Genomic DNA, 16,255 nt, shown 5'->3' on the forward strand with positions numbered 1-16,255 from the left:
CCTCATTTTGAAAGTCAAGCGTCATTGTCGCTTTTCTTTCGCAGCGTGGTTGGCGTTGCCAACTCGCTGACCATCCGGCGTCATCCGCCGTGCTGGTGAGGGCGCATTATAGGGAGGCGCGCCGCGATGACAAGGCTTTTTTTGAAGAAAATCACGAAAACTTCAAAACAATCAGTTAGAAACAGAATACTAAGTGTATATATACAGAGTTATCCACATTTATGGCTCTGGCACCCGTTTTATAGAGGGCATAACTTGCCAATATCCCTTTTTGCCCCTTGGCAAGTGGCTTACTCATGCAAAGCTGGTTACCATGAAGGTGAACAAAGTGTTGCGTTTTCATTGATTTCATTCATATAAGGGCAGAACCCTATGAGATTGTCCGATTATCCGCTGCTTCTGCAGGCCGCTGTCTGCGCACTCATCTTGGCCCTGATCGGCTATTTGGTCGCCCAGGCCCTTCACTTCCAGCTCGAGGCTGAGGTTATCTTCGCACTTGGACTGGCCGTCGGCGGCTTCATCGTTCCTCTGCTACTACAGCGCAAGCGTACTCAAGCCCCTGATACGCCATCCAACCTGTCAGGTGAGACGCGCACCCTTTATGTAGGCAACCTCCCCTATCGGGCTAATGAAGCGGCGGTACGCGAGCTTTTTGCTCAACACGGCCAGGTCGTCTCGGTACGTCTCATGAAGGATAAGGTAACAGGCAAGCGTCGCGGCTTCGGCTTTGTCGAGATGCCGGTGGCAGATGCCGAGCGGGCGGTTGCCGCACTCAACGATCAGGAGTATCAGCAGCGCACCCTGAAGGTGCGCGAAGCCAATGAGAAGAAAGAAGGGGAAGAGATGACGAGTTGACTGCCGTCATACCTCTTGTAGTGTCGAAAGCCCCCAGCTCATCAAGGGGGCTTTTAATTTGGTCGTCTCTTCGTCCAGGCGAGTGCAGAAGGCGGCCCCCTGACCCTCCCCATCCGGGCTCTCTCCCAGCAAGTGCTCAACCCGGCGGGCAACGGCCTCACCCGAATCAACCAAGGTCACTCCCGGCATGAGGGCTGCAATTTCCTCGCCCAGCAATGGGAAATGAGTACAACCGAGCACTATGGTATCCGGCCCCTCGTCCCGCCAAGGTGCCATCACCTCGCCAAGCTGCGCCATATCGACGGGGATACCCGCGAGCTTCTGCTCGGCCATCATCACCAGGTCGGTGCTGCCCATCAGCAGAACTCGCTTACCGGGGGCAAACTGGGCGATCAGTTGATGGGTGTAATCACGGGTCACAGTGCCAGGGGTTGCCAGTAAACCGATGCAGCCACTGCGAGTGAGGGCCGCCGCCGGCTTTATGGCTGGCACTACCCCAACCACCGGGATGCTCAAACGGGCGCGCAATTCGGGCAGAGCAATGGTGCTGGCCGTATTGCAGGCGATCACAACCAGCTGGATGGCGTGGTCGCGCACCATGCGCTCCACGGTACCGACACAGGTGTCGATAAGCGCCTGCTCGCTCAGTTCGCCATACGGGAAGTGGGCATTATCGAAACAGTAGAAATAGTGATGGGCCGGCAGCAAGCGACGGACTTCACGATAAATGGTCAGCCCGCCCATGCCGGAGTCAAAAACGAGAATGTTGGCCAACTGGACTCTCCCTCTGGTGCAGGCCGGCGATCATACTCCTCCCCCTTGGAATAGGAAAAGGTCTCCTTATAAAGGAGAGCCCCGCGATGCGGGGCTCTGGAGGCTTACAGACGATAGTCGGCAGTGACACGGAACTCGGTGCCGGTCCCGGGGTAACCGACGGCCTCGTCATAGTGCTTGTCGAACAGGTTGTCGATACGCCCGCCCAGGGTCAGGCGCTCGGTGACCGCATAGCGGCTCCCCAGGTTGAACAGGGTGTAGGAGCCCAGTTCGTTGAGGGTGGCCGGCCAGGTGCTGAAGTCATTGTCGTTACGCTGACCCACATAAAGCACTTCACCACTCCAGGTGACCGGACCGGTCTCGACGCTCGCCAGCCAGCCCCCTTTATGCTTGGCACGGCGCAACAGCTGCAGGTCTTGGGCATTTTTGTCCTTGGCGCGGGTATAGTCGTAACTCAGATTGTGATGGATTGGGCCAGTATCTAACCCCAGTGCCAACTCAAGACCTTCCATCTCTGCATCCGTATTACCCTTGATGCAAGTGATATATCCCTGCTGGCACACGATCAAATTCTCGACTCGGTTGCGATAGAGATTGGCCGACCAGTCCCAGGTGCTGTAACTGCCACTCAGGCCCAGCTCCAGGTTCTTGCTCTCTTCCGGTTTGAGGTCCGGATTTTCATAGCCCGGATAGTACAGATCGAGGAAGGATGGCGCCTTGAAGGCAGTGCCATAGCTCAGACGCACATTATGTTGTTCGTCCAGATTGAGCCCTACCGCGCTCGACCAAGTATTGTGGCGACCGTATTGATCGTTGTCGTCGGTGCGGCCGGACAGCTCCAGCAACACAGGTTGCCAGCGATAGCCGCCGACCACAAACAGGCCGCTGTTATCGCGATCCGGCGCGTTGAATGCCTTGCCCCCGGAGCGAGAATCCGACTTCATCTGCTCGCGCAGCCAATCGGCACCTGCCGTCAGGAGCAAGTTCTCATTGACCTGCCAGCCGTTCACCCAGGCGAAGCGAGTCATACCGGTATGGATAGCCTGGGCAGTCCCTTCGCCACGCTCGTCCCACCAAGTCTTGAGGCGATGCTCGCCGTAACTGGCGTCAAAGCGGCTGTTCAAGCGCTCATTTTTGAAGGTGAGAGCACCGTCAAACTGACGGGCCAGTACCTTACTCTGATCGTTAGCCAGATAGGAATCGTCGGTCTCGGTCAGGTTGCTCCAGCCCAACGCGTTGAGTTCACCACTCAGTTGGTCGGTGAAGGCATGATTGATACCGGCCTGTCCATTAAGGGTGTCGAACCCATCGCGATCCGGCTGCTGAGCACCGGCAACAACGTCGACACCGTCGGTACGCTCATAGCCCAGCATCAGGTTGCCGTCGGTGCGACTGCCTAGAGCGTGCACAGAGCGTAGTTGGCCCAGACCATAGCCATGGCTACCGGCACCACCGGTCAGGTGAGTCTCGCTCCCTTGTCTGGCCGATGTCTGGGTGATGATGTTGATGACGCCGCCGATGGCATCGGAGCCGTAGACGGCCGCTCGCGGGCCACGGATGTACTCGATACGCTCCACCAGCCCGAGCGGGATCTGACTCAAGTCAGGGGTACCGGCCACCATGGCAGCGATTTGGCGACCGTTAATGAGCACCAGCGAGTGGTTGGAGTTGGTGCCACGCACGAACAGGCTACTCTGGTGACCGCGACCACCGAGGGAGGCGATCTGGATCCCCGGCAGGGTCTTGAGCAGGTCGGGCAGATTCTGCACCTGGCGCGCCTCGATCTCGGCGCGATCGATAACCAGAGTGGGTGCCAGCACGCTAGCGGCGGGTTGTTCGACACGGTTAGCGGTGACGACCATCACCTCGTTGGTCTGCACCGGCGTCTGGGCGAGCGCGGCCGCCGGCAGCAGGGCGGCAGCCAGGACTTTCTTCGACATAACAGATCCTTAATTACGCGTAAGCATCCATCTCGCGGCCGGTTTCTCTCGGCCCGAAACTCGATCTTTGGCAGGTCTTCGGGCTTGGGGGCCAAAAGCCTAGCGACGGCTTCCCACCTGACGGCAGTGCCATAATGTCGCGTCGTTCCCCCTTACCGCTGCGCGCCAGCTCCGGATTTGCACCGGATTCCCTATTAAGCAGGTTGCGCCAAAGTGGCCGGGATTATAGGCAGAGCGGAGCAGGATGTATAGCAGTCTAGACTTCTATTTGTGTGCGTCACGAGTAAAGATCCGCCCCCTCGCAGCCCCCATCACCGCCTCTATTCCTTCGTGCGCAAGGTGGCGCTCTGTGGTGACTATGTAATAGGAGAGCGCCAGATCATCCAGGGTGGCGAGCCAGACCACCCCATAGAGTCGCTCTATATCCTGGCGCATGGCCAACGGAGCGGGAAAGAGCCCCTTGCCCGCTTTGCCAAACGACTTCATCAGGGTCGAGTCATCGAACTGGCCGACGATATGAGGGCGCAGCCCCTGTTGCCCATACCAGTCGAGCAATCTGTCATGTATGGCCGACTTATCACCGGGAAGGAGCAGAGGTGCGCCGTCGAGGGCCGCAGGGAGCGCGGGACGCAGACGATCGGCCAGTGCCGGGGCGGCAAACAGGGCGAGCGGGGTGTGACCGAGGGCATGGGCATAGCAGCGCACGGCGCAGTCGGCGGGGAGCGGGCGGTCTATCAATACCATATCCAGCCTGTGATGACCCAGTTCGTCGAGCAGATGTTCCACCCTCTCCTCATGGCAGATCAGTCGATAGGGGGTTGCCTGCTCCATCGCCGGCGCCAGTAGTTCATAAGCCAGGGAGCGCGGCACTGAGTCGGCGATCCCCACCGCCATCACCCGCTCCTGAGTGGCATGACGCAGGGTGTGCTCCAACTCGGCGCCCAGGCTAAAGATGGCGCCGGCCTGTTGCTGGGCACGATGACCGGCACGAGTTAGCTCCAGTCGTCGCCCGACCCGGTTGAACAGCGCCACCCCGAGGGACTGCTCCAGCTCAGCCACTTGACCACTGATAGTCTGGGGGGTGAGATGAAGCTGTTCGGCGGCCCGGGTCACGCTGCCACTGCGGGCCACATGCCAGAAGTAGTAGAGCTGTTTGTAGTTGAGCATACCGGGCCTTATCAGTTTTTATCGAACAACTATCAACAATAATCTGATTTAACCGATGAATCATCCCCTCTAGCATGGCCCGGATCGGAATAACCCACGAGGCCAACCATGTTGGATGTTGTCGTTCTCTTCTTCCTTTTTGGCTTGCTGGCCGGTCTGGCCCGCTCCGAGCTCAAGCTGCCACCGGCACTTTATGAGACCCTTTCGCTCTTCCTGTTGCTGGCCATCGGCCTCAAAGGCGGCGTCGGCCTCTCCCAGCAGGCACTGCTTCCCCTGCTGCCCCAGCTGCTGCTGGTGATCCTGCTTGGCGTGGTGCAGACCCTGCTCGGCTTCGCCATCCTGCGCCTGCGCATGAGTCGAGTCGATGCGGCCGCAACCGCGGCCCACTACGGCTCGGTGAGCGTGGCCACCTTCGCCGTCGGAGTGAACTGGCTGACCGAGCGCGGCATAGTGTTCGAATCCCAGCTCTCCATCTTCCTGGCGGTGATGGAGATCCCCGCCATCCTGGTCGGCATAGTGCTGGCCCGCGGCATCAGTCGGCAGACGCGCTGGCGTGTGCTGGCTCACGAGACCTTCCTCGGCAAGGGGGTCACCCTGCTGCTCGGCGGCATGGCCATCGGTTATCTGGCGGGTCCCGAGGGGGTTGCCCCCCTCAAACCCCTGTTCGTGGATCTCTTCAAGGGCGCGTTGGCCCTCTTCCTGCTCGAGATGGGGCTCATCGTCGCCCGCCAGTGTCAGGACCTGCGCCGCCATGGCCTCTTCCTGCTGGGTTTCGCCCTGCTGATGCCCCTGGCCTCGGCCGGATTGGGGCTAATGACAGGTCAACTGATGGGGCTATCCCTCGGTGGCCTGACCCTGCTTGCCACCCTGGCGGCCAGCGCCTCCTATATAGCGGTACCGGCCACCATGCGTATCGCCCTGCCAGAGGCCAACCCCGGTCTTTCGCTCAGCGCCGTGCTCGGTGTCAGCTTTCCCTTTAACATCATGCTGGGCATCCCCCTCTATCATGAGTGGGCCCGGCATTTCGTGGAGTAGTCCCCATGCAGACCGAACAACGCACCCTGCTCACCGTGATCACGGAAGCCAATCTCGAACCTACCCTGCTGCGCGCCCTGACCCGCGAGGGACTGCGCGGCTACACCATCACAGATGCCCGTGGCCGCGGCGATCACGGGGAGCGCAATGCGAGCTGGAGCGAGAGCGGCAACATCCGCCTCGAGGCCATCTGCAACCGGGAGCTGGCCGAGCAGCTGCTCACCCATCTGCAGGAGCGTTACTACCCCCACTACGCCATGGTCGCCTTCCTGCAGACGGTGGAGATAGTGCGTCCCGAGAAATTTTGAGCCGGCTTTGCCGGCTTTTTTGATACCATAGGGCAAACGTTTTAGTGCAGCTTGTGTCGAGGAGATGATGATGACTCACCCCCCCCTGATCGGCCTTGTGATGGGCTCGGATTCCGACTGGCCGGTGATGCAGGCGGCCGCCCGCATCCTCAAGGAACATGGGGTTCCCTACGAGGCGCGCGTGGTCTCTGCCCACCGCACCCCGGATCTGCTGTTCGAGTACGCCGCCAGCGCCCGTGAGCGCGGCCTGCGCGCCATCATCGCCGGCGCCGGCGGTGCCGCCCACCTGCCGGGCATGCTGGCCGCCAAGACCACGGTCCCGGTGCTGGGCGTACCGATCCCGACCCGCCAGCTCAAGGGGATGGACTCCCTGCTCTCCATCGTGCAGATGCCCAAGGGAGTGCCGGTTGCCACCTTCGCCATCGGCGAGGCGGGGGCCGCCAATGCCGGCCTGTTCGCCGTCTCCCTGCTCTCGGTCACCCAGGATGGCGACGCCCCGCGCTACCAGCAGCAGCTCGAGGGTTTTCGCACCAGGGAGCGCGACCGGGTGCTGGCTCTGGAGCTGGAGGAGCCGGCATGATACTGCCCCCCGCCACCCTGGGCATGCTCGGTGGCGGCCAGCTCGGCCGCTACTTCGTGATGTCTGCCCATCGCCTCGGCTATAAGGTGATCGTGCTGGATCCGGATCCCGCCAGCGTCGCCGGCGCCGCCGCCGACGAGCAGATCGTGGCCGCCTATGACGATGCCGAGGCCCTGAGGGATCTGGCCAGCCGCTGCGTGGCCGTCACCTGTGAGTTCGAAAACGTCCCCGCCGCCTCCCTGGCCCTGCTGGAGCAGCGCATCCCGGTGCGACCGGCCGCGAGCGCGGTGCGCGTCTGTCAGGATCGCCGCGAGGAAAAGGCCTTCCTGGCCCGCGCCGGGGTGCCCGTCGCGCCGAACCTGACCCTGCTGCCGGGCGAGCCGCTGCCCGCCCTGTCGGACGACCTCTTCCCCGCCATCCTCAAGACCGCCCGCGAGGGGTACGACGGTAAGGGGCAGTGGACCCTTCACCAGGCCGATGAACTGCCAGCCGCCCTGGCCGCCAGCGGCGTGCCCTGCGTGCTGGAGAAACGCCTGCCACTGGAGGGGGAGTTTGCCCTGACCCTGGCGCGCAGCCCGAGCGGCGCCATCAGCGCCCTGCCCCTGGTGCAGAACTGGCACAGCGGCGGCATCCTGGATCAGACCCACTCCCCGGCCAACGAACCGGCCCTGGAGGCCGAAGCCCAGCGCATCGCCGAACACATCATCGCCGCCCTCGACTATGTGGGTGTGCTGACGGTGGAGTTCTTCCTGGTCGGCGGCCAGCTGCTGGTCAACGAGATGGCACCGCGCCCCCACAACTCGGGACACCCCAGCATCGACAACGCCGGTTGCAGCCAGTTCGAGCTGCAGGTGCGCGCCCTGTGCGACCTGCCCCTGCCGGCTCAGGCCGAGGTGCAGCCCGCCATCCTGCTCAACCTGCTCGGGGATCTGTGGCAAGAGGGCACGCCGGACTGGGCCGGCGCCCTGGCCCTGCCCGGGGTGCACCTGCACCTCTATGGCAAGGGCGAAGCCCGCCCCGGCCGCAAGATGGGCCACGTCACCGTCACCGGACGCGACTGGCCAAGGGTCGAGTCGACCGCACGCCGGCTGCGCGCCCTGTTGGGGCTGCCGCCACGCTGATGCTGGCAACGAGGCCCTGCGTCTGCACGAGTATCCACGCTATCGATAGCAAGAGGGAGGCCCAACGCCTCCCTCACTCTTTTCACTCGCCGTAAACAGCAGAGCGGCCTGCTAACCCGCGCTTGATCCTCTGCGCGAAGGCATTCCCGTGATGGCCCGACGCGCACCTTGTCAGTTACACCCAAGCAGAGGTGGGCAAAACCCATCCCATGAGGCACTATCTGTGTAATTCGAGTCCCACTATTGGCAGGATGCTTGACGTGACCCCGATTCGACACATTGCCAGACCGGCCTTGCTGGCGCTACTCGGCCTCTTGGCGGCCCCGCTTCGGGCCGAAACGGACGATCCCCTCTCTCCCCCCGAGGAGAAGGGCCAGGAGATCAGGGGGGTGCTGCGTGCCCTCGATCGCGCCCTGCTCTCCAGCGAGTTGAACGCTCGGGTGCTGGAGATGCCTTATCGCGAGGGCGAGAGCTTTCGCCGCGGCGATCTCCTGGTGCGCTTTGACTGCGCCGCCTATCAGGCCCAGCTCGCCGCCAGCCAGGCCGCCGCCGGCGCCGCCCAGCAGGAGCTGGCCCAGAACCGCCAGTTGGCCGAGATGAAGTCGGTCGGCCGCCATGCGGTGGCACTCTCTGAAGCCCACCTGGCCCAGGCCAGGGCCGAGAGCCGGGTCTATCAGATCCAGGTCGACCGTTGCCGGATCCTCGCCCCCTTTGACGGCCAGGTCGTCAGCCAGCGGATCCAGGCCCATGAGAGCGCAAACCCGGGAACGCCGCTGCTGGAGATAGTCGATAACCGCCATCTTGAGATCCACCTCCTGGTTCCCTCTCGCTGGTTGGCCAGACTCAAACCCGGCCAGGGTTTTGACTTCGTACCCGACGAGACGGGCCAACCGCTGCAGGCCGAAGTGGTCCGCCTCGGCGCCCGCATCGACGAGAGCAGCCAGACCCTTCCCCTGATTGGCCGCACCAAGGACAATCATCAGGCGCTGATGGCCGGCATGAGCGGCACGGCGCACTTCACGGAGACCCCATGACGGCGGCCCAGGACCAACGCGATCAGGGCTTCCTGCTGTTTCTCCATCTCGAGCAGCAGGCGCGCAAGGCCGCCAGCGGCGAGGCGCTGGCCTACGTCATGGTCAACGACAGCCACCCCCTGCTCGGCTATCGTCACGCGGCCCTGATCATCGGCGGCAGGGTGCGCGCCGTGACCGGGGTGACCACGGCCGATCCCCACTCCCCCTTCGTGGCCATGATCGAGCGGACCTGTCGGCAGCTGGACGAACCGGCGCGGCCCCAGGTGGTGGACGCCGCCCGGCTGGATAGCCAGACCCGGGACGACTGGCGCGAGCTGGCCGCCCCCGAGGCCCTCTGGATCCCCTTGCTGGAGCGCAGCGGTCGCCCCTTTGGCGGACTCTGGTACGGCCGCGATACCCAGTGGCAGCCGACCGATACCCTGCTGGCACAACAGCTGGCCGAGGTCTATGCCCACGCCTGGCTGGCGCTGGAGCCTATCCGCCCCTGGCGCGGCATGAAGACGGGTTGGCGCCCCTGTCTGCTGTGCGCCCTGCTCGGGCTGGCCATGTTGATTCCGGTACGCCAGTCGGTACTGGCCCCCGCCGAAGTGGTGCCCCTGGACGGTCACACGGTGGCGGCACCTCTTGATGCCGTGGTCTCTGAATTCCTGGTACAGCCCAACCAGAGAGTGAAACAGGGGGACCCGCTGGTGCGTTTCGATGCCACCACCCTCAAGGCTCAGGCCGATGTGGCGCAGCGCGCCCTCGGCGTAGCCGAGGCCGAGTACAGGGCCAACGCCCAACGCGCCTTTCAGGACGCCGACTCCAACGCGCGCCTCGACTGGCTGGCGGCCCAGGTCGCCCAGAAGCGGGCGGAACGCGACTATGCCCAGGCCCTGCTCGCGCGCAGCGAGGTCAAGGCAGAGCGAGACGGCATCGCCGTCTTTGCCGATACTGAGCGCTGGATTGGCAAGCCGGTTCGCACCGGCGAACGGCTGATGGAACTGGCCGACCCGACCCAGGCCGAGCTGCGTATTGAGCTGGACGTTGGGGATGCCATCCAGCTCGCCGCGGGGGCCGAGGTCGCGCTGTTTCTCGACAGCGATCCCTTGCGCCGCCGTCAGGCCAGGCTGGAGCGGATCGCCTATGAGGCGCTACCGACCACGGCCGGGGTGCTGGCCTATCGGCTCGACGCCCGCTTCAGCGAGCCCCCGCCGCGGATCGGGCTGCGCGGCACCGCCAAGCTGTTTGGTGAAGAGGTGCCCCTGGCGGTCTATCTGTTCCGCCGCCCCCTGGCCGCATTGCGCAAGACCTTGGGCCTATGACCCCCCTGCCCCCCCTGCGCGACGATCTGCGCCTCGACGCCGCCGCCCCCGGCCTGGACGGCGCGCCGCAGTGGGTACTGAGCGACGCGTTCAGCGGTCGTTATTACAAGTTGACCGCCACGGCACTACGCCTGCTGCGTCACTGGTCCTGCGGCAATGCCGAGGGGGTACTGGCCGCCGCCAACCGGGAGGTGGGGCTTCCCCTCAATGAACAAGACCTGCAACAGCTGTTGCTCTTCCTGCGCGGCCACGACCTGATCTCCAGTCGGGACCCGATGCAGCGGGCCGGCTATCCCGAGAAGGCAACGCGCCGGCGGGTATCATTCTGGCGCCACCTGCTCCATCAGTACCTCTTCTTTCGCCTGCCCCTGTGGCGCCCCGATCCTCTGCTGACCCGACTCTGGCCCACCCTGCGCCGACTGGCCGGCCTGCGTCTGCTGCTCCCCTGGCTACTGCTGGTCGCGCTGTTCCTGCTGGGCCGCGACTGGGCCCGCTATCATCACGCCTTCCCGCAGCTGTTTAATCTGGAGGGCGCCCTGCTGCTCGGCGCCAGCCTGCTGCTGGCCAAGTTCTGCCACGAGCTGGGGCACGCCTTCATGGCCAAGCGGGCCGGTTGCCGGGTGCGTAGCATGGGGGTCGCCTTCGTGGTCATGCTGCCGATGTTTTACACCGATGTCAGCGACGCCTGGCGGGTGCAAGACAGGCGCGCCCGGCTCTGGATCGGCGCCGGCGGCGTGCTGGCCGAGATGCTGCTGGCCAGCCTGGCGCTGCTGGCCTGGCTGCTGTTGCCAGACGGCATGCTGCGCAGCGCCGCCCTGCTGCTCTCGAGCGTGACCTGGGTGGGCTCCCTGCTCATCAATCTCAACCCCCTGATGCGCTTCGACGGCTATTTCCTGCTCAGCGACCTGTGGCGCATCGACAACCTGCAAGATCGCGCCTTCGCCCTGTGTCGCTGGCACCTGCGCGAGCTGCTGTTCGGCTACGGCAGCGCCACCCCCGAGGTCTGGTCACCCCGAATGCGGCGACGCCTACTGCTCTGGGGATATGCCTCCTGGGTCTGGCGCTTCATCCTGTTCCTCGGGATCGCCCTGACCGTCTATCACTTCTTCTTCAAACTGCTGGGGATCGCACTGATGGCAGTCGAAATTGGATGGTTCATCGCCCTTCCCATAGTGCGCGAGCTGACCCTCTGGTGGCAGCAGCGCCAACGTGCTAACGCCAGACGGGCCCTGCTGACTGCGGCTGGCCTGCTGCTCCTGCTCGGCGCCCTGCTGATCCCCTGGCGCACCCGCATCGCCATTCCCGCCATGCTGGAGGCCGGCTATGTGGGCACCCTCTACGCCCCGGTGCCGGCCCGGGTACAAAGGGTCCTGATCGCCGATGGCGACCGGGTCGAGGCGAACCAGGTCCTGATCAGCCTCTCCTCTCCCGATCTGGACGCCCGCCTGGCGATCGCCCGGCACCGGGTCACCGCCCTGGAGCTGGAGCTGCGCCGTCAGAGTGCGCGCAAGGAGACGGCCAGCGACGGCCCTGTGCTGGCCCGGCGTCTGGCCGAGGCACTGACCGAGTACCGAGGATGGGTAGCACAACGTGAGCGTCTGCAACTGCGGGCACTCCAGGCCGGCGTGGTACGCGATCTGGCGCGAGATCTGGCGCCGGGTCGCTGGCTCGGGGTAGAGCAGCCCCTGCTGAGGATCGTCGACACGGGGGTGGGGCGGGTCCGCGGTTATGTGCAAGAAGAGAGCCTGGCTCGCCTCACCCCGGGGGCACGAGGCGAGTTTATCGCAGACGATCCCAGCGCCGCGGCCCTGCCGGTGCGGCTGGATCATATCGACGCCACCGGGATCGCCAGCCTGCCGCTCGAGGCGCTGGCCTCGGATCGCGGCGGCCCCATAGGGGTGCGCCGCGACGCCGAGCAGAGAGCCGTGCCCCTGCAAGCCCACTACGGTGTCACGCTAAGCCCGGCGCACCCCCTGCCGGGGGCAGGCCAGCAACGGGGCCTGGTCCTGCTGGATGGCCAAGCAGAGTCTCTGCTTGGCCGGTTCGGTCGCCGTGCCTGGGCTCTGGCGATCAGAGAGAGTGGTTTCTAGTCGGGGCGGGATGGGAAGATACCCTGAGTGACGATGCAGGCCCTCAGCCCCAGATAGGGAGAATCGGTGGAAACGGCCGCCGAACCCCCGGTATTACCCACCTCCACAGGCCCAGTGCCTGTATAGCTGACCTCGGTGGTGACCGGCAGACTAGCGCCGCCCGCAGCGGGCGCCGTGGTGGTATAGCCCGTCACGGGCACTGGCAATGCACCATTTTTACCGGCCAGGCCGGCCAGATAGCCGGTACCGGAGGATAAGGCGCTCAGGTTACCGGTTGTGCCGCTCACCGGCAGACTCGCGGTCACCTGGAAGGCATTGGCGGGGGTGAAGGAGGTCGCGTGAGTATGTGCTGGCATCTGCGCAATCGTCAGCGTGGTCTCGTTCTGCCCCCCTTTATAGCCCATGGGTACCGGGGTCAATCCGGGACCAGCACCCTGCCCCCTGGGGGAGCGACCACGCAAGTCCGGCACACCCACCGTAGTTCTGGCATCGCCACCATAGGCGGTACCCAGCAGAGCGAACAAGGCCTGATTTTGCTGAAGCGATAGCAACTGACCGTTGGCCTCTACCGTGTCACGGGGGCAGTAACTGGCCGCCGTGAAGCAGACCTGCCCTATATAGGCCCCCTCCCCGCAGGCCTGCACACCTTGGGGCAGCAGCCCCGCCAGCAGACTGGTTGCCAACGCAATCTGTAGTTTCTTCATCTTGTTCCCTCTCTTATCTGTATGCATGTTATCGGGTTAGCCTGGCCCGGTTCGGTCGCCTCACCGGGACTCGGGCTCTCTGGAAGAGCAGCTGCTATGGGCGGGGGGGATAGAGACCATCAACAACGATGCAGGCCCTCAGCCCCTGGTAGGGAGAATCGATGGAGAAAGGTTGCGAGCCACCGGCGGGCTGCACCGATACGGGCCCAGTGCCCGTATAGCTGACCGTAGTGTTGACCGGCAGGCTGGCGCCGCCCGCAGCGGGCGCCGTGGTGGTATAGCCCGTCACGGGCACTGGCAATGCGCCATTTTTTCCGGCCAGTCCGGCCAGATAACCGGTGCCGGAAGATAACGCGCTCATGCTACCTGTGGTACCGCTCACCGGCAGCTCGGCGGTCACCTGGAAGGCATTGGCCGGGGTGAAGGTGGTCGCATGAGTATGCGAAGGCATCTGCGCTATCGTCAGCGTGGTCGAGTTCACTCCACCCTTCTGGCCCATCGTCGTGTTGCTAAGTCCAGGACCTTGGCCCTGCCCCCTGGGGGAGCGACCACGCAGATCCGGCAGGCCGAAGTTGGTGCGCGCATCCCCGCCATAGGCGATGCCCAGCAGGGAGTACAGCGCCTCATTCCCCGAAATCTGTAACAACTGGCCGTTGGCCTCTACCGTACCACGGGGGCAGTAAGTGGCTGCCGTGAAGCAGACCTGCCCCATGTAGTCACCCTCCCCGCAGGCTTGTGCGGCCTGGGGCAGCAGCCCCGCCAACAGACTGGTCGCCAGCGCAATATGTTGTCTTTTCATCCTGTGTCCTCTCTTCCTTGTTTTTTTTATCGGGACCAGCATGGCCCCACCGCGTAGCCCACCTTGCCAGTGAGCGCATATGAGTCTATGCAACAAGACGGAAACCCTCACCCCCATATGGGGGTGAGCTCTTTTTGAGAACCATCCTACAGTCAAAGTTGGCCTGGCAGGCCTCTTTTGCATGCGCGTCCCTCACTCAAGGAAGAGAGGTCATTACTATGGACTGGCGTACCTGGTTTACCCGTAACGTCACCGCCCCCCAGGGGCACGAAGAGCGTCGCCCCCTCAACCTGGGTTATGCACTGGAGCCGCGCATGCTGTTTGACGGCGCCATGGCCGCCACCGTCGCCGAGGCGGCGCAGCCCGACGCAGCAACCGCCGAGGCCCAGCCCCCCGCCAAGGAGGTGGTCTTTATCGACAGCGCGGTGCCGGATCACCAGCAGCTGGCGCAGGGGATCAAAGCTGGGGTGGAGGTGGTGCTGCTGGATGCCGGCGGCGATGCGCTGGCCCAGATCGCCGACTGGGCCGCGAATCACACCGGCTATGACGCCGTCCATATCATCAGCCACGGGGCCGAGGGCCAGGTCCGCCTTGGCAACCTCACCCTGACCTCGGCCAACCTGGCATCTTATGCCACCCAGCTCTCCACCCTGGGCGAAGCGCTCAATCCGAACGGGGATTTGCTGCTCTATGGCTGCGACATCGCGGCGGGGAGCGGCGCCAACCTGATCGTCAGCCTCGCCAGTATCACCGGGGCCGATGTGGCTGCTTCGACTGACGACACGGGGGGCAAGGGGGATTGGCAACTCGAGGCCAACAACGGCAGCATTGAGGCCGGCCTGCCACTCACGGCTCAGGCCATAGCCAGCTATGGTGGCAATCTGGCGCAAGTCACCTTCAATTTCGAGTCAGGTACGACGGGCGACCCAAATCTGGGGGGGGCCACTCAGCTGACGGCCAGCCAAACCATTGGCTCAGACACCCTGACTCTGACTCTGGATGCCGGAGGGATAGTGGTGAACACCGAAATGACCACTATCGGTGAAGATAAGGCCAATCTGGATAACGTCATCGCCGGGGTTGACTATTCCAATGATGTCACCCACCAAATCACCCTGACTCTCGATGCTGGCAAACTCTTCGATCTGAAGGGTTTCCACTTTCTTGACGCCAAGGGCGGCAACCCTGACGCCATCCAGACGCTGCATCTGACCACGAGCAAGGGTAGTGTCCAAGTCAACATCGCGGGCGCCTATCAGGGTGAAAGCTTTACCCTCAATGACAGCGTGCTCAACGGCGTGTCGTCCGTGACCATCACCAGCACACTGGTCAACAGCACCACGAACGGCTCCATGCTGGTCTTCTTCGACGACATATTGCTCGATAACATCACGCTCCCTGCCTCTGACCATGCCCCCACCCTCAGCGCCACCGCCGCCAACCCCGGCTTTACCGAAGGGGGGGCAGCCGTGGACCTGTTTAGCGGCATCACGGCCGATGCCAACGACGCGGGGCAAGTCTTTAACAGCATGACGCTGACCGTCAGCAATGTGCTGAGCGGCAGCCAGGAGTGGCTGAAAATAGACGGGGTCGAGATCGCCCTGAGCAATGGCAACAATGGCTCCCTCGCCAATGGCGGCAGCTACAGCATAACGCTGGCCGGCTCCACCGCCACCGTGACCCTGAGTGGCCTCAGCCGCGACAACAGCCAGATGGGGACCCTGGTCGACGGACTCGGCTATCGCAACACCAGCGATAACCCGGGCAGCAACAGCCGGGTGGTGACCATCACCCAGATCAACGACAACGGCAGCAGTAGCAACAGCGCCAATCCGGGTCTTGCCTCTAGCGTGGCGCTTACCCCGGTCAACGATGCCCCCTCGGTCACCACAGCCGGTGGTACCACCCCCTTCACCGAGGGAACGCCGGCCGCCATCGACAACGGCCTCACCCTGTCTGACGTCGACAGCACCACCCTGGCCAGCGCCACCGTTGCCATCACGGGGAACTTCCAGTCCGGCCAGGACCTGCTCGCCTTCACCAATAACGGCAGCACCATGGGCAACATCTCCGCCAGCTACAACAGTGGCACCGGAGTGCTCACCCTCAGCTCGGCCGGTGCCACCGCGACCCTGGCCCAGTGGCAGGCTGCCCTGCGCGCCGTCACCTACGCCAACAGCAGCGATACCCCCAACACCAGCACCCGCACCGTCAGCTTCACCGTCAACGACGGCACCGACGCCAGCAGCGCCGCCACCCAGAGCGTCAGCGTGACTGCGGCCAACGATGCGCCCCTGGTCACCACTACCGGTGGTACCACCCCCTTCACAGAGGGAACCCCGGCCACCATCGACACTGCCCTCACCCTGTCTGACGTCGACAGCGCCACCCTGGCCAGCGCCACCGTCGCCATCACGGGTAACTTCCAGTCCGGCCAGGACCTGCTCGCCTTCACCAATGACGGCAGTACCATGGGCAACATCTCCGCCAGCTACAACAGTGGCACCGGGGTGCTCACCCTCAGCTCGGCCGGCGCCACCGCGA

At 63.9% G+C, this 16,255-nt stretch carries 14 protein-coding genes and 1 riboswitch; of the genes, 9 read left to right on the forward strand and 5 right to left on the reverse strand.

Annotated elements, in window-relative coordinates:
* Positions 1 to 372 precede the first annotated feature (372 nt).
* Positions 373 to 855, forward strand: a complete 483-nt coding sequence (locus tag BN1121_RS00585; RefSeq protein ID WP_043158194.1) for an RNA recognition motif domain-containing protein — start codon at positions 373 to 375, stop codon at positions 853 to 855.
* A 6-nt stretch (positions 856 to 861) separates the two neighbouring features.
* Here the strand turns inward: BN1121_RS00585 and murI are convergent, their stop codons facing one another.
* The 3 genes from murI to BN1121_RS00600 all read right to left on the reverse strand — a co-directional run bounded on the left by murI (position 862) and on the right by BN1121_RS00600 (position 4,736).
* Positions 862 to 1,629, reverse strand: a complete 768-nt coding sequence (gene murI, locus BN1121_RS00590; RefSeq protein ID WP_005361683.1) for a glutamate racemase — start codon at positions 1,627 to 1,629, stop codon at positions 862 to 864.
* Positions 1,630 to 1,733: 104 nt separating this feature from the next.
* On the reverse strand, positions 1,734 to 3,569 hold the full coding sequence (locus tag BN1121_RS00595) for a TonB-dependent receptor domain-containing protein (protein WP_005361680.1): 1,836 nt from the start codon (positions 3,567 to 3,569) through the stop codon (positions 1,734 to 1,736).
* A 52-nt stretch (positions 3,570 to 3,621) separates the two neighbouring features.
* Positions 3,622 to 3,797, reverse strand: a riboswitch (cobalamin riboswitch).
* 36 nt (positions 3,798 to 3,833) lie between these two features.
* The gene (locus BN1121_RS00600; RefSeq protein ID WP_005361676.1) at positions 3,834 to 4,736 is read right to left on the reverse strand and encodes a LysR family transcriptional regulator; all 903 of its coding nucleotides are present in this window, start codon (positions 4,734 to 4,736) and stop codon (positions 3,834 to 3,836) included.
* Positions 4,737 to 4,844: 108 nt separating this feature from the next.
* Between BN1121_RS00600 and BN1121_RS00605 the strand changes: the two genes are divergently transcribed.
* The 7 genes from BN1121_RS00605 to BN1121_RS00635 all read left to right on the forward strand — a co-directional run bounded on the left by BN1121_RS00605 (position 4,845) and on the right by BN1121_RS00635 (position 12,208).
* Complete coding sequence (locus BN1121_RS00605) at positions 4,845 to 5,771, forward strand: sodium-dependent bicarbonate transport family permease (protein WP_005361673.1); 927 nt, start codon at positions 4,845 to 4,847, stop codon at positions 5,769 to 5,771.
* Positions 5,772 to 5,776: 5 nt separating this feature from the next.
* Positions 5,777 to 6,079 (forward strand): P-II family nitrogen regulator, encoded by a 303-nt coding sequence (locus tag BN1121_RS00610; RefSeq protein ID WP_005361669.1) that lies wholly within the window; start codon positions 5,777 to 5,779, stop codon positions 6,077 to 6,079.
* A 70-nt stretch (positions 6,080 to 6,149) separates the two neighbouring features.
* The gene (purE, locus tag BN1121_RS00615) at positions 6,150 to 6,659 is read left to right on the forward strand and encodes a 5-(carboxyamino)imidazole ribonucleotide mutase (protein ID WP_005361667.1); all 510 of its coding nucleotides are present in this window, start codon (positions 6,150 to 6,152) and stop codon (positions 6,657 to 6,659) included.
* Positions 6,656 to 7,780: a 5-(carboxyamino)imidazole ribonucleotide synthase gene (locus BN1121_RS00620; RefSeq protein ID WP_005361666.1), complete on the forward strand. Its 1,125-nt coding sequence runs from the start codon at positions 6,656 to 6,658 to the stop codon at positions 7,778 to 7,780. Before purE ends, BN1121_RS00620 begins: the two co-directional genes overlap by 4 nt.
* Before the next feature lie 251 nt (positions 7,781 to 8,031).
* The gene (locus BN1121_RS00625; RefSeq protein WP_043596965.1) at positions 8,032 to 8,814 is read left to right on the forward strand and encodes an efflux RND transporter periplasmic adaptor subunit; all 783 of its coding nucleotides are present in this window, start codon (positions 8,032 to 8,034) and stop codon (positions 8,812 to 8,814) included.
* On the forward strand, positions 8,811 to 10,118 hold the full coding sequence (locus tag BN1121_RS00630; RefSeq protein ID WP_005361664.1) for an efflux RND transporter periplasmic adaptor subunit: 1,308 nt from the start codon (positions 8,811 to 8,813) through the stop codon (positions 10,116 to 10,118). The genes BN1121_RS00625 and BN1121_RS00630 overlap by 4 nt, the downstream gene beginning before the upstream one ends.
* A complete protein-coding gene (locus BN1121_RS00635; protein ID WP_005361662.1) occupies positions 10,115 to 12,208 on the forward strand; it encodes an efflux RND transporter periplasmic adaptor subunit in 2,094 nt (697 codons plus the stop codon). The genes BN1121_RS00630 and BN1121_RS00635 overlap by 4 nt, the downstream gene beginning before the upstream one ends.
* Here the strand turns inward: BN1121_RS00635 and BN1121_RS00640 are convergent.
* Both BN1121_RS00640 and BN1121_RS00645 read right to left on the reverse strand, forming a co-directional pair.
* The gene (locus BN1121_RS00640; protein WP_005361661.1) at positions 12,205 to 12,912 is read right to left on the reverse strand and encodes a phage tail protein; all 708 of its coding nucleotides are present in this window, start codon (positions 12,910 to 12,912) and stop codon (positions 12,205 to 12,207) included. The two genes, BN1121_RS00635 and BN1121_RS00640, sit on opposite strands and share 4 nt — an antisense overlap.
* 94 nt (positions 12,913 to 13,006) lie before the next feature.
* On the reverse strand, positions 13,007 to 13,711 hold the full coding sequence (locus BN1121_RS00645) for a phage tail protein (protein ID WP_005361639.1): 705 nt from the start codon (positions 13,709 to 13,711) through the stop codon (positions 13,007 to 13,009).
* 218 nt (positions 13,712 to 13,929) lie between these two features.
* Here BN1121_RS00645 and BN1121_RS00650 point away from each other — a divergent pair.
* The coding region (locus tag BN1121_RS00650) for a DUF4347 domain-containing protein (protein ID WP_043596967.1) at positions 13,930 to 16,255 on the forward strand (2,326 nt) is incomplete at its 3' end.

This window comes from Aeromonas diversa CDC 2478-85 (assembly GCF_000819805.1).
GTDB lineage: Bacteria > Pseudomonadota > Gammaproteobacteria > Enterobacterales > Aeromonadaceae > Aeromonas > Aeromonas diversa.